The following is a 17057-nucleotide window of genomic DNA, read 5'->3' on the forward strand; positions in this document are numbered from 1 at the left end:
GGAAAAAATTACCGTATGAAAAATTTCTACTTGCTTCTGTTTTTGTTAGTTTCGTTTTTTTCTTTTGCCCAAATTAGAGGAACCATTACTGACAACAAAGGAATTCCGCTTTCGCTGGTTACTGTTTTAGAAGAGAACACTTATAACGGAACTTCCTCGAACGAGAAAGGCAATTATGAATTGAACATCAAAAAAACGGGAAATCACACTCTAGTTTTCCAATATTTGGGATACAAAACCCAAAAAATAACGGTTACAATTGACCAATTTCCTTTTACACAAAACATAAAATTAGTCGAAGAAAATCTGTCGCTTTCTGAAGTCGTTATTAATTCTAAAGACAATCCGGCCAATGCCGTAATTCGACACGCCATTAAAAGCAAAAAAGAAAACTCCGAAAAAACAGCTCGTTTCAAAGCCGATTTTTATTCGCGTGGCATTTTCAAAGTCAAAGATTTACCCAAAAAAATATTAGGACAAAAAATTGGTGATTTAGACGGCGCAGTCGATTCAACTGGAACTGGGATTATCTATTTATCGGAAACCGTTTCGAAAATTATTTTTGAAAAACCCGACAATTTAAAAGAGCGAATTATTGCTTCGAAAATTAGCGGAGACAATAAAGGCTTCAGTTACAACACAGCTCGCTCGACGATTTATGATTTTTATGACAATACTTTGGACTTCAACAGCAAGATGATTTCGCCCATTGCCGACAATGCTTTCAACTATTATAAATACAAATTAGAAGGTACTTTTCAGGACGAAAACAACCTGATGATCAACAAAATTAAGGTTATTGCCAAGCGAGATGCCGAACCAGTTTTTGAAGGTTACATTTATATCGTGGAAGATTCTTGGGCTATTTACGCCGTTGATTTAGACATCAAAGGCTACAGAATGCACCAAGAATTTGTGGATGTAATGAAATTGAAACAAAATTTTAGTTACAACAAAAACAATCGCATTTGGGCAAAAACCACTCAAAGTCTTGAATTTTCGGCGGGTATTTTTGGTATAAAATTCAACGGAAAATTCTCTTATGTTTACAGCAATTACGAATTCGAAAAAGCGTTTGCCAAAAAGACTTTTACCAATGAAATAGTAAGTTTTGAAGACAATTCCAACAAAAAAGACACGCTGTTTTGGAATAAAATCAGACCCATTCCTCTTACTCTCGAAGAGAATACCGATTACATAAAAAAAGACAGCGTTCACACTGTTCGAAACTCCAAAAAATATCTGGATTCGATAGACAAGAAAGACAATAAATTCAAATTTTTGAGTCCCATTACAGGCTACAGCTGGAAAAACAGTTACCAAAAAAAATCATTCCGTTACGATGGTTTGCTCAATTTATCTTCGTTGAGTTTCAACACCGTTCAGGGTTGGAATCTGGATTCTGGATTTTCTTTTCGAAATTGGAAACAGCAGGAAGAAAAAGGAAAATCGACCTCCATCAGCACCAAATTCAATTACGGATTTTCAGACGATAGACTGCGAGTTACCGCCGATTATTACCATCGATTCAACAACCAGAATTATGCAACACTATCGGTTTTTGGCGGAACAAAAGTCAATCAATTCAATCCCGAAGAACCCATTTCAAGTTTCATAAACACCGTAAGCACCTTATTTTTTGAAGACAATTATATGAAATTGTACAACAAAGAATTTGCTGGAGCTACTTATGGTCAAGACGTGGGAAATAATTTTTATCTAAAAGGAACTTTAGAATACCAGCAACGAAAACCTTTGTTCAACACGACCGATTATACATTTATCAAAAGTGACGACGTTTATAGTTCCAATAATCCGTTGTTGCCCGACGATAATTTGACTCCAGCAATTGAACAACATCATCTTACGAAAGCTTCTGTTTTTGCAAAAATAAATTTCGGAAACAAATACATTTCGAGACCTGACGGAAAATTAAATATCCGAAACTACGACTATCCTACTTTGACTTTTGGTTACGAAAACGCCTTTGCATCCAATGAAAGCAAATACGAATACCAATTGATTACGGGTCAAGTTAGATATGATTTTGATGCGGGAAACAAAGGAACTTTGGGGACAAACCTGAAAGCAGGAACTTTCATTCACGGTGATAATATCTCGTTTGTGGATTACAAACACTTCAACGGAAACAGAACCCACGTGGGAACCAGCGACCGTTATTTGAACGTTTTCAACTTAATGCCATACTATTCGAATAGCACAAATAAATCCTATTTCGAAGCACATTTGGAGCACAACGACAAAGGTTATATTATGAATAAAATTCCTTTATTGAACAAATTAAACTCGACTTTGGTCTTAGGATTTCACTCTCTTGCCGTTCCCGACACAAAACCATACACCGAATTTACTGTTGGTTTGGACAATCTAGGTTTTGGAAAATTAAAGGTATTCCGCTTTGATTATGTGCATTCTTTCCAAAACGGAATTCAAGAAAACGGTGTTGTTTTTGGTTTGAAAATTTTGAATGTTTTGGAGTAGAGTTTTTGGATGAATTTAGCTATATTTGAGAATAAATAAACACTAAAGTTTATCAGACAAAGCGAACCAATTTAGGGGTGAAAAGTCTGATTATGTCAGACCTTATAAGTTTTGGCTAATTTTAAAACCCAGCAAACAATGAAACGAAATCTATTTTTTGTGCTTTTAATTTTTATCGGATTTAATCTTAATGCACAAAAATCCGGAATTGAATTTTTCTTTGTAGAAAATTATAAAAACTTAAATTCTGATTGTAAATATTGTTTCGACTTGGAAACTGCTAATTTGGAGTCAATTCCAATATTAAATGAGGAAGATATCAAGCATTTTAATTGGAAGGATCAACAAATAATTTTAACAGAAAAAGGGAAACATAAATTTACAGATTTGAAAATTCCTTTATCGGGATTACCAATAGTAATCACTCTAAATGGAAGAAAAATTTATGGTCTTTGGTTTTGGAATGCAGTATCTTCTTTTGGTTGTGATAGAGTATTTGCTTTTCCAACCATTGATTTTAAAATCCAATTTGGTTTGCCTAAAAATTATAGTTTTGGAACAGATCCGAGGTTTGATGAAAAACTTAGAGAATATGTGGTTTCCAAATATAATCAATAAAAACAACGGCAAACAGTTACTACGGATTTGGGCAATTGGCTTAATGGAAAACTGGTTTGTATTTGTGATATTTTGGCAGATCCGAAAGACACTATCCTAAAAAGTGTGTAAGTTTAAAATATATTGGTTTAAAAAACCATTTCAACTGAAATTTTCAATAATAAGAAGGTTCAATATGAATCAAAACGTGTCCTAATTCAGGGATTTCTGCTCGCAAAGTATCTTTTAACAAATGGGAGATGTCGTGACCTTCTCTCACCGTGATATTGGCGTTGACAATGGCGTGCAAATCGACGTGGTATTTCATTCCTGCTTTACGAATAAAACATTTTTCGGTGCTTTCGACACCTTCAACTTGAAGCGAAACTTTCCTGATTTCGACAATTAAATCATCGTATAAATTTTCGTCCATTATTTCGCCCAAAGCGGGTCTGAAAATTTTATAACTGTTATACAAAATAAATCCAGAAGCAAAAAGTGCTGCAAAATCATCGGCCGATTCGTAGCCTTTCCCAAAAAATAAGGCAATTGAAATTCCAATAAATGCCGCAACCGAAGTTATGGCATCGCTTCGATGGTGCCAAGCATCAGCTCTTAGCGAAGAACTATTGGCTTCTTTGCTTCGTTTCATTACCAAACGAAAGGAATATTCTTTCCATAAAATTATAGTTCCAAGAACAATTAGCGTCCAAGATTCAGGCAATTTGTGTGGAACTCCAATATTGGTAATGCTTTCGTGAGCAATAATGGTTGCCGAAGTAATCAAAAAACCAACTACCAAGAAAGTTACCAATGGTTCGGCTCGACCGTGTCCGTAAGGATGATTATCGTCGGCAGGTTTGTTCGAATATTTAATTCCAAATAATACTAAAAATGAAGAAAAAATATCGGTTGTCGATTCAATAGCATCGGCAGTCAAAGCATAGGAATGTCCAAAAAAACCTGCCAACCCTTTTATTAAAGCTAGTAATGTATTACTTGCAATACTAAAATAAGTCGCTTTTACAGCTGTTTGTTCTTTATTCATTTGGATAATTATAAAAACCTCAAAAGCTTGTGCAACTTTTGAGGTTTGAAGTTTTTTTAAAATATGAATTAAGCTCTTACAATTTTTGCTCCAATGGCTCTCAATCGTTCGTCAATTCGTTCGTAACCTCTATCGATTTGTTCTATATTTTGAATGGTGCTGGTTCCTTTTGCAGAAAGTGCCGCAATCAACAAGGATATTCCCGCTCTAATATCTGGCGAAGACATTGTGGTAGCTTTTAGTCTGGATTTGAAATCGTGACCAATAACTACCGCTCTGTGTGGGTCACAAAGAATAATTTTAGCTCCCATATCAATCAATTTATCTACGAAAAACAAACGGCTTTCAAACATTTTTTGATGAATCAAAACATCACCTTTACATTGAGTTGCAACAACCAAAACAATACTCAATAAATCGGGTGTAAATCCTGGCCAAGGTGCATCGGCAATAGTAAGAATCGAACCATCGATATCGGTTTTCACTTCATATCCGTCTGTATGAGCTGGAATGTAAATATCATCCCCTCTTTTTTCTAAAGTAATACCTAGTTTTCTAAACACATTTGGAATTAATCCCAAATTTTCCCAGCTTACATCTTTAATAGTGATTTCGCTTCTGGTCATTGCTGCCAATCCAATCCAGCTTCCAATTTCGATCATATCTGGAAGAATTCTATGAGTACAACCCCCAAGACTTTCAACCCCTTCTATAGTCAATAAGTTAGAACCAATACCTGAAACTTTGGCTCCCATAGCATTCATCATTTTGCACAATTGTTGCAAATAAGGTTCGCAAGCAGCGTTATAAATGGTTGTTGTTCCTTTAGCCAAAACCGCTGACATCACAATATTGGCGGTTCCAGTAACTGATGCTTCGTCTAACAACATAGCAGCGCCAGTCAAACCTTCTGGAGCTTCTACTCCATAAAAATGGTCTTCTTTATTATAACGGAATTTTGCACCCAGATTGATAAATCCTTCAAAATGCGTATCTAATCTTCTTCGTCCAATTTTATCACCACCTGGTTTAGGAATATATCCTTTTCCGAAACGTGCCAAAAGTGGCCCAACAATCATAATAGAACCTCGAAGTGAGCCTCCTTCTTTCTTGAAAGCTTCTGTTTCTAAATAGCCAACATTGACTTCATCAGCTTGAAAAGTATAAGAACCCGGTCCATTTTTTTGAATTTTAACCCCTAAATTTCCCAAAAGGGTAATTAGTTTGTTAATGTCAATTATGTCTGGAATATTATTGATGATTACTTTTTCAGGTGTCAACAATACGGCGCATAAAATTTGCAATGCTTCATTTTTGGCTCCTTGTGGCGTGATTTCTCCTTTTAGAGGAACACCACCTTCAATTTTAAAAACTCCCATATTTGTTTTTAGTTATGAGTTATAAATTATGAGTTTTAAGTTAAGTATGAATTATAAGTTAGTTTTGAAAATTCATAACTCATAATTCATAATTCCTTATAAAGGTTTTCTGTTTTGGTTTTTATGCGTAGGATTTGACTTTCCTAATTTGCTGTTTTTGTTACTTTGAATTTTGGGTTGACCAGCAGGCGTAATTTTATTAGAAACTCGCTTGTTGGTTCTCAATAAATCGGTTGTGGTCAAAAGTTCTTCTGTACTTTGCAACATATTTATTTTTCCACCTGACAATTCATATAAATGTTCAAAAATAACATCGTCTTTTACCGTGTCTTTGTTCCAACTCAAATAGGATTTTTTCATATGATTGGCAATTACTTTTACCAAAGCATTTTTCATTTCTCCTTCTTCCCATTTATTGGCAACATCAATCATATACTTAATATTATTGCCATAATATCGGTATTTCGGAAAGTTTTGTGGATATTTTAAAACATCCGGTTTGAGTTGTAAAACTTCGCGAGTTGGCACTGGATAAGGAGATTCTACATCCAATTTAAAATCGGACATGATAAAGATTTGATCCCATAATTTGTGTTGAAAATCAGGAACATCTCGCAAATGAGGATTCAAACTCCCCATAACTTGAATGATGTATTTAGCTGCTTTGTTGCGCTCTTCTCTATCTTCAATTTCGGTAGCTTGATCAATCAATTTTTGCAAATGGCGGCCATATTCGGGAATAATTAGATGAGTTCGCTCAGCGTTGTATTCCAAATGATGCACAACATCGTTTGCCACTTCTTTTATGTATTTAGTGTTCATATTTATAGCGAAATAATACCTTTAATAGTAGATAATTCAATATATTTCTCAATTATTTCTTGAGAATTTTTCATCATAACATCGACAGAAATGCTAGTAAATTTGCCTGTTTTGGATTTTGTGGTTTTAATCACTGCGCCCATACAATCAAAAGCTTCTTCAACTCGAAGAATATTTTCTTTATCAGTAGGTACGATAAATTTATACAAATACAATGCAGGCCAAGCGGTACTTAAATCCAACTCCTTTTTTAACCTTTCGTAAAATTCTTGGGTTTCTTTTTCTTTTTCTGAATCCATTCTAAATTAAAATAGAAGCAAATATACAGTTTTGATTTTAGAATTAGGATTTAGGGTTTAGGATTTTTAAAATAAAGAGACTTATAAGTCAAATTAATCTTTCGGAATCCCAATAAGTTTAGGTAAATTTGCGCTTTATTTGAAAAACGTGAGTAAAGAAATTATAGTCATCATTGGCGGACCAGGAACAGGCAAAAGCACCATTATCGATGGATTAATAGAAAAAGGTTTTTGCTGTTATCCCGAAATTTCAAGACAAGTAACTTTGGAAGCCAAAAAACAAGGTATCGAGCAATTGTTTCTTGAAAACCCTTTGCTTTTCAGCGAATTACTATTAGAAGGTCGAAAAAATCAATTCAAAAGTGCTTTAGAAGAAACCCACGATACTGTTTTTATTGACCGTGGAATTCCAGATGTTTTGGCTTATATGCACTATATTGGCGACAGTTATCCCGCACATTTTGACTTGGCTTGCCGAGAAAATTTATACACAAAAATCTTTATCCTTCCGCCTTGGGAAGAAATATATGTGAGCGACGAAGCCCGTTATGAAAACTTTGAACAGGCCAAACTCATTCACAATCATCTCGTTGAAACCTATCAAAATTATGGTTACGAACTCATAGAAGTTCCGAAAGATAACCTTACTAACAGAATTTTGTTTATCTTAGATAAAATTTCTAAATAATTTGAAGTTTTATAAACAGTGTTTTAAAATTATTTAATAGCTAATCAACAACTTCTATTTCATGGCTGAAGCGTTAGCAATTCTTCAAAAATACTGGAAACACGACCAATTTAGATCGCCACAAGAAGAAATTATCAATTCGATTTTAGAGGGCAAAGACACTTTTGGCTTGATGCCAACGGGTGGTGGAAAATCCATTTGTTTTCAAATTCCCGCTTTGATGAAAGACGGAATTTGTTTGGTTATTTCTCCCTTGGTTGCCTTGATGAAAGATCAGGTGCAACGGCTGCAAAGTATGAACATCAAAGCTATTGCATTGACAGGCGGAATTCAATCGGACGAAATGATTACACTTTTGGATAATTGTGAATTTGGCAATTATAAATTCTTATACTTATCACCAGAACGCCTGCAATCCGATTGGATTTTAGAGCGCATCAAAAATCTTCCTATTAATTTAATTGCCATCGACGAAGCGCATTGTGTATCGCAATGGGGACACGATTTTCGTCCTGCTTATTTAAAAATTTCAAAACTAAAAACTCATTTCCCGAAAGTTCCTTTTCTAGCTCTAACTGCTTCGGCAACCCAAAGAGTTCTTGAGGATGTGATTCTTCAATTGGGATTAGAAAACCCTGTGGTTTTCAAAAAATCATTTGCCCGAAAAAACATTGCTTATATGGTTTTTGAAGTGGAAGACAAATTGTATCGAATGGAGCAAATCTTGAAAAAGAATCCGCAGCCTTCTATAATATATGTACGAAATAGAAAATCGTGCTCGGATACCGCTTCACAATTGCAAGCTTTAGGATTCAAAGCCACTTTTTACCACGGCGGATTATCTGTTAAGGAGAAAGAAAAAAATATGAGCCTTTGGATGAATGAAGAAGCACAAATTATGGTTTCGACCAATGCCTTTGGAATGGGAATTGACAAATCGAATGTAAAAACGGTCATTCATATTCATCTACCCGAAAGTTTAGAAAGTTATTATCAGGAAGCAGGTCGAGCGGGTAGAAATGATGAAAAAGCCTTTGCCATTATTCTAACGAGTCCATCTGATAAAATGCAAGCCCAAAGTCAATTTATTGATGTGTTGCCCGACAAAAAAATCTTGACCCAAATTTACATTAAACTGTGCAACTATTTCCGAATTGCTTATGGCGAAGGGATAGACGAACAGTTTTCGTTCAATCTGAATCACTTTTGCCAGAAATATGGCTTTCCTACATTGAAAACCTACAATGCTATTCAGTTTTTGGATCGTCAAGGAATTTTGACTTTGTCACAAGAATATTCAGAGAAAATCACGATGCAATTCATCATTGAGTCCAAAGAAGTAATTCGCTATATGAGTTTAAACCCAAATGAAGAACCTGTTATTTTATCACTACTTCGAAACTATCCTGGAATTTATGAATCGCAAACTGCGGTTAATACATCATTGATTGCCAAAAAATCAAATTGCGAAGAGGCTTTAGTTCATTCTATTTTAGATAAGTTAAAAGAACGCGACCTTATTGATTATCACAAAAAAAACAATGATGCTTCGATTATTTTTAATGAAGTGCGTGAAGACGAAAGAACTATCAACCGGGTTTCGAAATATTTGGAAAACCAAAACAAACAAAAAGTAGCTCATTTCGAATCTGTTGTGCATTATATTAACGAAAAGAAAATTTGCAAAAGCAAATTGATTTTGGACTATTTTGGAGAAAAAACAGAAACCGATTGTGGAATTTGTTCGTATTGTATTTCCCGAAAAAAGAAGTCTGATGATGAATTGTTAGTCCCTAAAAAAATAATGCAACTATTAAAAATCCAAGAATTGAATTCGAGGGAAATTCAAAAACTGACCAAAAATAGTGAAGACGATGTTATCTTTGCTTTGCAAACTTTATTAGAAAACAATAAAATAATCATTCAAGCCAACAACAAATACACTTTAAAATCATAATGGAAAAATTAAGAATCATTTTTATGGGAACTCCAGAATTTGCCGTTGGCATTCTAGATACCCTCATCAAAGCCAATTATAATGTCGTTGGAGTTATTACCGTTGCTGATAAACCAGCAGGTCGTGGCCAGAAAATAAAACATTCGGATGTAAAAGAATATGCTTTGGCTAATAATCTTCCTTTATTGCAACCCACCAACTTAAAAGACGAAACTTTTTTGGCCGAATTAAAAGCATGGAATGCCAATTTACAAATCGTGGTTGCCTTTAGAATGTTGCCCGAAGTCGTATGGAAAATGCCGGAATTAGGCACATTCAATCTTCATGCCTCATTACTTCCTAATTATCGTGGTGCTGCTCCAATTAATTGGGCGATCATTAATGGTGATGCAAAAACAGGGGTTACCACTTTTTTTATTGATGATAAAATAGATACAGGAGCTATGATTCTTAGTGCCGAAACCGAAATTGATCCAAACGAAAACGCAGGACTTTTGCATGATAGATTGATGCTATTGGGAAGCGAGACGGTTCTAAACACTTTAAACCTAATCGAAAAAGGAAATGTTAGTACAATCATTCAGGAAGAAACTGCTGAAATAAAAACGGCATACAAATTAAACAAAGAAAATTGCAAGATCGATTGGACTAAATCGACAAAAGAAATATTTAATTTAATTAGAGGGCTAAGTCCATACCCATCGGCTTGGTGCTTTTTTCAGGACAAAAATGAAGAATGGAGTGTTAAGATTCACGAAGCAAAAATGGCATTAGAAAACCACAATTTTGAATCTGGAAGTCTGATTTGCAGTAAAAAAGAAATGAAAATTGCCGTAAAAGATGGTTTTATTCAGGTGATTAGCCTTCAATTTCCTGGAAAAAAGAAGATGAATGTGGGAGAATTATTGAATGGAATGACTTTTTCTGATAATGCAAAGGTGGTTTAGACCAACAAAAACGGGGATTTTAGGGTGTTTTATGATGATTTTACATCGGCTTATGAACAAAAAAAACAAGTTATCAACAAATTAGGCTAAAATTAGGCAAAACACTTGTAAGGGAAGTTAATCCTACTAATTTTGTTATTATTAACAAAGTTTTTTTAACCAACATTTAATAACTAAACATTATGAACAAATCAGAATTAATCGACGCTATCGCTGCTGATGCAGGAATTACAAAAGCTGCTGCTAAACTAGCTTTAGAATCATTTTTAGGAAACGTAGGTAGCACTTTGAAAAAAGGCGGAAGAGTATCTTTAGTAGGTTTCGGATCATGGTCAGTTTCTTCAAGAGCTGCAAGAGATGGTAGAAACCCTCAAACAGGAAAAACTATAAAAATTGCTGCAAAAAATGTAGTGAAATTTAAAGCTGGAGCTGAGTTAGAAGGAGCTGTAAACTAATTTAAGCTTTCTTAAAATATATAAAACCTTCCTATGGAAGGTTTTTTTATACTTTTTATCGATTTATTTGTTTTATTTTAATCTTTTTTTCTTAAATTTAATTAAAATACAACCTATGATTTCAGAAAAATTAAAAAAAGGAAAACTACTTATTGCAGAGCCTTCTATAATTGGAGATTTGTCTTTCAATAGGTCAGTAATTTTGTTGGCGGATCACGACAAAAAAGGATCTGTGGGTTTTATCATCAACAAACCCCTAAAATACACCATCAACGATTTGGTGCCTGACATTAAGGCAAACTTCAAAATCTACAATGGTGGCCCTGTCGAGCAGGATAACCTTTACTTCATTCACAATGTTCCTGATTTAATTCCGAATAGTATAGAAATCTCAAATGGAATTTATTGGGGAGGCGAATACGAAACTACAAAGGAACTCATCAATAATGGTCAAATAAACAAAAATAATATACGCTTCTTTTTGGGTTATACTGGCTGGGATGAAGACCAATTAGAAGCCGAAATGGCCGAATCCTCTTGGATTATCACCAAAAATAATTACGAAAACAAAATAATTGGAAAATCGGCTTCACACTTTTGGAAAAAACAAATTATGGAATTGGGCGGAGAATACTTAATTTGGGCTAATGCACCCGAAAACCCAACGTCAAATTAATTTCTATTTATAGTTTGATTTAATTTTTGCAAAAGCTGATTTGCAAAATCTTTCGTAAACTCTTTTTTGCGATATTTTGTTATCGGCTGAATTCCTTTAATCACATTAGTAATAAACAATTCATCAGCTTTTTGAAGATCAAAAGGAGAAATAGTTTCTTCAAGTACTTCTATGTTTTCTATAGTTTTGGCCAAACTCAAAATTTGTTTTCTCATAACACCATTCAAGCAACCATCGGAAACTGGGGGTGTCACCAATTTATTTCCTTTGAGCATAAATACATTTCCCTGCAAAGCATCGACCACATTTTTACCATCATTAAGTAGCAAACAATTATCCAAATCATTTTCACTAGCATAAATACTTGCCGTGATGTTTATCAATTTATTTGTAGTTTTTATTGACGAAAGCAACTGCTTAGCCACATAAAAATCGGTATATAAATCTACAATGTATTCTTTTTTATTTATTGAATAGGGCACTTCCTCTATGCTTTCTGTAGTGATTAAAAAAGAAACTGTATTGGTTTGCGGTAAATAATATCCTCCATCATTTCTATAAACTGTAATTCTAGCTCGGGCAGAATCAGCTACATTTTTGGCTTTGGCCAAAGAAATAATTTGTTCTTCAAAGTATTCCATGGTAAAATTCATAGGAATTTCCATTCGAACAATTCGCATAGAGGACATCAATCTAAAATAATGATCTTCTAAAAAAAGAATTTTAGAATTTACAATTTTTACTGTTTCAAAAACTGCGTCGCCATATAAAAAACCGCGATTGTGAGTCAACACATTAGTGTCATCAGACACAATAGAACCATTAAAATTTATCATAGTATTCAAAAAAAAATCCCGATTAAATCGGGACAAATATAAGGCATAAAAAAAACAAAATTACTATACCGATCCAATTACATGTTTAAGATCGGAAATTTGATTTTCCCACAAAAGTCGTGCTTCATCAACTTCTTCTTTGTGAGCAAAATCGATAACCATCAAGGAAACATCTTTTGTAATTTCATCTACTAATATATTAAGTTCAAAAAAGTATTCTGAGTCTTTATTATTCCCATCAACCCATTTGAATCTAACTTTTTCGCCAGATTTTTTGGAACAAAGTCGAGCTTTTTCTTCTGAATCATCCCAAATAAAAGTAAAGAACTCGCCACGAGAATTAACATTGTCGGCAAACCATTCTGACAAACCTGATGGAGTTGATATGTATTGATACAATAATTGTGGGGATGAGTTAATAGGAAACTCTATTTCGTAACGTATTTTTGCGTCCATGAACAGTATTTAATTTTTTGGAAATTTATAGAATATAAAGTCAATAAAAAAGCCTTTTTAAAAATATTTTTTTTTATTACATATATGCTTGCAACCTCTAATTTAATTTTTATCTTTGCACCCGCATTGAGAGATGATTTACATCTTGAAATATGGCGAGGTAGCTCAGTTGGTTAGAGCGCAGGATTCATAACCCTGAGGTCACGGGTTCAACTCCCGTCCTCGCTACAAACTTAAAGTTTTGAAAATCACGGATTAGTTTACTCTAATCCGTTTTTTTATGTCTAAAATTTAAAAAAATACTTATCATTTGAATTCTAAAAAAAAGCCGTCTCTAATTGTTTTTTTGAGACGGCTTTAATCTTAAGAATAAAAAGTTATTTTTTGCTTTTCTTTTCTTCCAGCATCATATATTTTTTTATTTCAGTATTAGAAAATTTTGGATTAGCCCCTTCCTGACCCGCTACTAATGCTCCAACGGCACAAGCGTAATTCAAGGATTTCTGCGGAGATTTGCCTTTGAGCAATCGAACAATTAAAGTCGCCAAAAAAGAATCTCCAGCACCAACTGTATCCATCACTTTGATAAAATAACCGCTATTGTAATAAAATTTATCATTGTAATATAAAACGGCTCCAAATTCGCCTTTGGTCACGCAAATTTGCTTGGTGTTTGTTTTCTCGGCTATAAATTTCATATTCTGCTCAAAAGAATTATAGGGCGAATTTAACTCTTTGCTTATTTTCTTTAATTCTTCATCATTTAGTTTAATAAAATCAGCCTTTGACATCAATTCTATCAATACTTCAGTCGTGTAATAAGGTGCCCTTAAATTTGCGTCCATCACTTTATATTTTGCTTTATCTAACAAAGCAAATAAGGTTGATCTAGAAACTTCATCTCTACAGATTAAGCTTCCAAAAATGAAAACATCTGATTCAGAAACCTTTTCAATCATTTCATTTGTTAACGCGATTTTATCCCAAGAAGAAGGATACATAATATCATATGATGCATTACCCTTTTCATTGATCATAACATTAACCACCCCTGTCTTGTAGTCCTCCCCCACTTGAATCGAATCAAAACTGACATTTTGATTTTTTAAGAAGGATAATATATCATCTCCTTCTTCGTCTTTACCAATACGACTTATAATAGTTGTAGCCAATCCTAAAGAATTCATCCGAAGTGCCACATTTAGAGGAGCTCCACCAATCTTTTTGTGAGAAGGAAAGACATCCCATAAAACTTCTCCAAAGCAAACCGCTTTAAAATTATTTTTTTGCATTATTATTTACTTTAATTATTGGGCAAGTTTTACTTGCCCAATAAAATTACTAACCAAAAAATTATTATAAAATTACTATTTTGTATTCAAATAATCTATCGAATTGCGGTAGATTCCTTGTATGTTGGAAGCATAGGCATTGGTTCTACCATCATTCATAGCCCATTCCATACCACCAACACCAATTGCGATAATCGTTCCGGCATATACAGAATTCGATTTAAACTCAATAATTCCTGGGCAGCATTCATCGGATACTCCAGACCAAACAGCAAGAACTTTACCACCATACAGGTTTTCAAATTCTGCAAATTGCCCTTTTTGATGACCTGGTCCTAATAATGGTCCTAAATCCCAAAGATTATTGTGATCTTCTTTGTAACCTCCATTAATTATTGGGAAATACCCACTAGAATCAGTAGAAATTACTTGGGTGAAATTATAAATAGGGCTGCTTCTTTGATCGTTTTGAAAATTCACGCCTCCATCAATAGCCCAAGTACCCGCATCGACAAAACCGATGCCGTTTCCTTTTATGGTCAAAAGACCGCTTTTGTCACGACCAATAACTTCTGCATAACTGGTAGCCATTCCGCCCAAAAGCATTTTACCTCCTTCAACAAGATATTGAGTCAAAATATTCTTTTTGTCTAAACTAGATTGTGGCAAAGCAGATGTTCCTTGCGTATCATAAAAAAAGAAAACAACATTCACCGTTTTTAAAGAATTCAAGGTTAAATCCGAAAAAGGAATAAATACAAACCGACTTCCGTAGGTGTTTTTTGCCCATTGTGCGGCCGCTTTTACATCCTCATCAACAATGGTTTCAATCGAGGTTGCATCACTAACAAAAGCAATTTGATTAGGCAACACTCTAGCATTGATTATATAATGTCTCGTTTTGCCTCCAGAAGTAGCGGTTAGCTCCAGCGGATTTGTTAAGTTAACAGTAGTTCCTGAAGCTGGAGTTACAGTTACGCCATCGGGGCTTTTTATATCCAAAACAACCGAATTGATGTTGGTTTCGGAAGGTAAAACAAAGTTTATCACTCCGGATAAATTATCTACCGTAGCAGTTGTTTGACCTATTTTGATGGATTCGATGATGTTCAACGTGCTCGGTAATTCGTCATCAGAATTGAGACGTTCCTCGCAGGAGTATGCCATTGTTGCTATTACTAGCAACAATACATACTTAAGTTGAACTATTTTTATAAATTTATTTTTCATATCAATTTTTTTGAAATTAATTAATCGTTGTTGATGCTATACAAGTAATCAATAATATTTTTAGTAAAGACTTTTATATTATTTTGATAAGCATTTGCTGTACCATTTGAATTCCATTCGTAACCTACGATTGTATTAGAAATTGTTAACACGTGTCCTTTGAAATCTTTAGGAATTTGAGAATCAAACGAAGCATCGTTTGTCAAATCAGTTCTTTTGAATTCAACAGCTCCATAACCAAAGGCATCGCCAATATGTCTTAGGGTTCCGAATTTTGTAGCGGTTAATGTTTTTTCAAATTTAGTGGCAGCATCAGAACCACAACAGCTAGGATTAAGAATTCCGTCAAAGTGTTGCCACCAGATTAATCGAACTTCTCTATTGGCACTATTTTGCAATGGTAAATATTCATTTCCAGCTCCACCTTCAAAAGTCAAACCGTTGAAAATAGCGTGAGTACGTCTGTTTCCAGAATTATTTGCATCTCTCATTCCCAATCCCCAAATATCGTCTGATGGTTTACCTGTGTCATAACAACCTGATGCACCGGCACAACCAAATTCAGAGAACACATAATTTCCTGGTGCTCTTGCCGCTCCAAAATTGGCTGGAACTCTGCCTAAAGAGAAGATAAATGGGCTAGGATCTCCAGCAATCAACATGTCTCCACCACCTTTTACCCAAGATTTAAGCACATTGGCTTGAGAAGCTCCAGCTCTTAAAGCCGCTGGTAACATTGTAGAAACATCGGTTGGTGTTGCCGAGAAATTTTGATTTTCGCTTGGAGTTAAGTAATACAACATAGCTACTTTTACATCCCCAATATTTTGGGCTGAAATGTCCGCAATTTTGATGTATTTAAAATTCGCTCCGTAAGTAGTTTGCATCCAAGTTGCGGCAGCTTTTGCATCGTCATCAACCATAGAACTGATGTCGTTTTCTAACCCTAAAAAGGCATATTTTGTAGGAGCAATTGACTCTACTTTTACACTATATGCTTTTGTTAAATTTTCTTTGTTTTTAACCGTATAGGTAATATTGCCAGTACTAAAATTTTGTGATACTCCAGAAGCTGGTGTCACTGTTTGATCTGCTGTTAATGTAATTACGGGGGCTAAACTAGTTAGACTTGTTCCTGGAGGTAAAATAACCACAATAGAATTGGCAGCATTGTCAATAATACCAACGGTTCCATTAATCACAAAAGAGTCAATTCTAGGGGCTTGAATTTGAGTAACTGTTACCGTATATTGTTTGGCGGTGTATCCATTATTGGACAAAACGGTATATACTTTTGGAGCCGTAAAATCTCTAGCAACTCCTGAAGCAACATCTACAGTAGTTCCTCCAGCAATTACAAATGAAGGAGCCAAATTATTCAAATTCCCATCTTGACTTCCGATTTCGACTGTTATGGTATTTTTGGTTTCGTCAATAATACCCGCTTTTCCAGCAATAGAAAAAGATAATATTTTAGGGTCACCATAAGCACCAATGCTGGCTGTGTAGGTCCTGTGAGCTCCATTAGTAGAAACCACTTCAAAGGTTACTGGACCCGCACTAAAATCTATTTTGGTTCCTGAAGCTGGTGTCACTGTAGCAGATTCTGGTAGTCTAATTTCGGGCGTAACATTTTTTAAATCAGTTCCAGAAGGCAAGGTCATTGTAATAGTTCCTATTGTATGATTGATATCGGCATACTTGGTTCCTACTTTAAAAGATTGAATGATGGATTCACTATAATCCGGAACGCTATCCGAGAAATTGTCGTCTTTTTCGCAAGATATTACAGCAAAAATAAGTACTAAAAAGGCCAATGCCGTTTTATAAATAGAACTTTGGTTTAGAATTGTTTTCATTTTTTTAATTTGTT

16 protein-coding genes and 1 tRNA gene are annotated in these 17057 nt (G+C 34.5%); 8 read left to right on the forward strand and 9 right to left on the reverse strand.

Annotated elements, in window-relative coordinates; all coding sequences use genetic code 11:
• Positions 1–15: 15 nt before the first annotated feature.
• Both C3L50_RS01070 and C3L50_RS01075 read left to right on the forward strand, forming a co-directional pair.
• A complete protein-coding gene (locus C3L50_RS01070; protein WP_103804154.1) occupies positions 16–2502 on the forward strand; it encodes a DUF5686 and carboxypeptidase regulatory-like domain-containing protein in 2487 nt (828 codons plus the stop codon).
• A gap of 111 nt (positions 2503–2613) precedes the next feature.
• Entirely contained in the window at positions 2614–3120 is a 507-nt protein-coding gene (locus tag C3L50_RS01075; protein WP_133158835.1) for a hypothetical protein, read from the forward strand.
• A gap of 154 nt (positions 3121–3274) precedes the next feature.
• Here C3L50_RS01075 and C3L50_RS01080 read toward each other — a convergent pair whose 3' ends face one another.
• From C3L50_RS01080 to C3L50_RS01095, 4 genes are all read right to left on the reverse strand, one after another.
• Positions 3275–4147: a cation diffusion facilitator family transporter gene (locus C3L50_RS01080; protein WP_103804157.1), complete on the reverse strand. Its 873-nt coding sequence runs from the start codon at positions 4145–4147 to the stop codon at positions 3275–3277.
• Positions 4148–4215: 68 nt separating this feature from the next.
• Positions 4216–5526 (reverse strand): UDP-N-acetylglucosamine 1-carboxyvinyltransferase, encoded by a 1311-nt coding sequence (gene murA / locus C3L50_RS01085; protein WP_103804159.1) that lies wholly within the window; start codon positions 5524–5526, stop codon positions 4216–4218.
• Between the two features lie 96 nt (positions 5527–5622).
• Positions 5623–6348: a DUF4290 domain-containing protein gene (locus C3L50_RS01090; protein WP_103804160.1), complete on the reverse strand. Its 726-nt coding sequence runs from the start codon at positions 6346–6348 to the stop codon at positions 5623–5625.
• Between the two features lie 2 nt (positions 6349–6350).
• A complete protein-coding gene (locus C3L50_RS01095; RefSeq protein ID WP_103804162.1) occupies positions 6351–6647 on the reverse strand; it encodes a DUF493 family protein in 297 nt (98 codons plus the stop codon).
• Positions 6648–6795: 148 nt separating this feature from the next.
• On the opposite strand from C3L50_RS01095, the gene C3L50_RS01100 reads away from it, so the two are divergent.
• The 5 genes from C3L50_RS01100 (at position 6796) to C3L50_RS01120 (ending at position 11370) form a co-directional block, all read left to right on the forward strand.
• Positions 6796–7335, forward strand: coding sequence for an AAA family ATPase (locus C3L50_RS01100; RefSeq protein WP_103804659.1), 540 nt, complete (start codon positions 6796–6798; stop codon positions 7333–7335).
• A 61-nt stretch (positions 7336–7396) separates the two neighbouring features.
• Positions 7397–9292, forward strand: a complete 1896-nt coding sequence (locus tag C3L50_RS01105) for a RecQ family ATP-dependent DNA helicase (protein ID WP_103804164.1) — start codon at positions 7397–7399, stop codon at positions 9290–9292.
• Positions 9292–10239 (forward strand): methionyl-tRNA formyltransferase, encoded by a 948-nt coding sequence (gene fmt, locus C3L50_RS01110; protein ID WP_103804165.1) that lies wholly within the window; start codon positions 9292–9294, stop codon positions 10237–10239. Before C3L50_RS01105 ends, fmt begins: the two co-directional genes overlap by 1 nt.
• Before the next feature lie 182 nt (positions 10240–10421).
• On the forward strand, positions 10422–10694 hold the full coding sequence (locus tag C3L50_RS01115; protein WP_103804167.1) for an HU family DNA-binding protein: 273 nt from the start codon (positions 10422–10424) through the stop codon (positions 10692–10694).
• A gap of 115 nt (positions 10695–10809) precedes the next feature.
• Positions 10810–11370: a YqgE/AlgH family protein gene (locus C3L50_RS01120; protein ID WP_103804169.1), complete on the forward strand. Its 561-nt coding sequence runs from the start codon at positions 10810–10812 to the stop codon at positions 11368–11370.
• Here C3L50_RS01120 and C3L50_RS01125 read toward each other — a convergent pair.
• Together C3L50_RS01125 and C3L50_RS01130 are read right to left on the reverse strand one after the other, a co-directional pair.
• Positions 11367–12206: an aminotransferase class IV gene (locus tag C3L50_RS01125; RefSeq protein WP_103804170.1), complete on the reverse strand. Its 840-nt coding sequence runs from the start codon at positions 12204–12206 to the stop codon at positions 11367–11369. The two genes, C3L50_RS01120 and C3L50_RS01125, sit on opposite strands and share 4 nt — an antisense overlap.
• A 63-nt stretch (positions 12207–12269) precedes the next feature.
• Positions 12270–12662 (reverse strand): START-like domain-containing protein, encoded by a 393-nt coding sequence (locus tag C3L50_RS01130; protein ID WP_103804172.1) that lies wholly within the window; start codon positions 12660–12662, stop codon positions 12270–12272.
• 154 nt (positions 12663–12816) lie between these two features.
• Here C3L50_RS01130 and C3L50_RS01135 point away from each other — a divergent pair.
• Positions 12817–12890: transfer RNA gene (locus C3L50_RS01135), tRNA-Met, on the forward strand.
• Between the two features lie 149 nt (positions 12891–13039).
• Here the strand turns inward: C3L50_RS01135 and C3L50_RS01140 are convergent.
• The 3 genes from C3L50_RS01140 to C3L50_RS01150 form a co-directional block, all read right to left on the reverse strand.
• The gene (locus C3L50_RS01140; protein WP_103804174.1) at positions 13040–13954 is read right to left on the reverse strand and encodes a carbohydrate kinase family protein; all 915 of its coding nucleotides are present in this window, start codon (positions 13952–13954) and stop codon (positions 13040–13042) included.
• A 75-nt stretch (positions 13955–14029) separates the two neighbouring features.
• Entirely contained in the window at positions 14030–15184 is a 1155-nt protein-coding gene (locus C3L50_RS01145) for a DUF4960 domain-containing protein (protein ID WP_103804175.1), read from the reverse strand.
• A gap of 20 nt (positions 15185–15204) precedes the next feature.
• The gene (locus tag C3L50_RS01150) at positions 15205–17043 is read right to left on the reverse strand and encodes a DUF4960 domain-containing protein (RefSeq protein ID WP_103804177.1); all 1839 of its coding nucleotides are present in this window, start codon (positions 17041–17043) and stop codon (positions 15205–15207) included.
• Positions 17044–17057: the final 14 nt, after the last annotated feature.

Origin of the sequence: Flavobacterium alvei (assembly GCF_002920895.1) — a bacterium.
GTDB lineage: Bacteria > Bacteroidota > Bacteroidia > Flavobacteriales > Flavobacteriaceae > Flavobacterium > Flavobacterium alvei.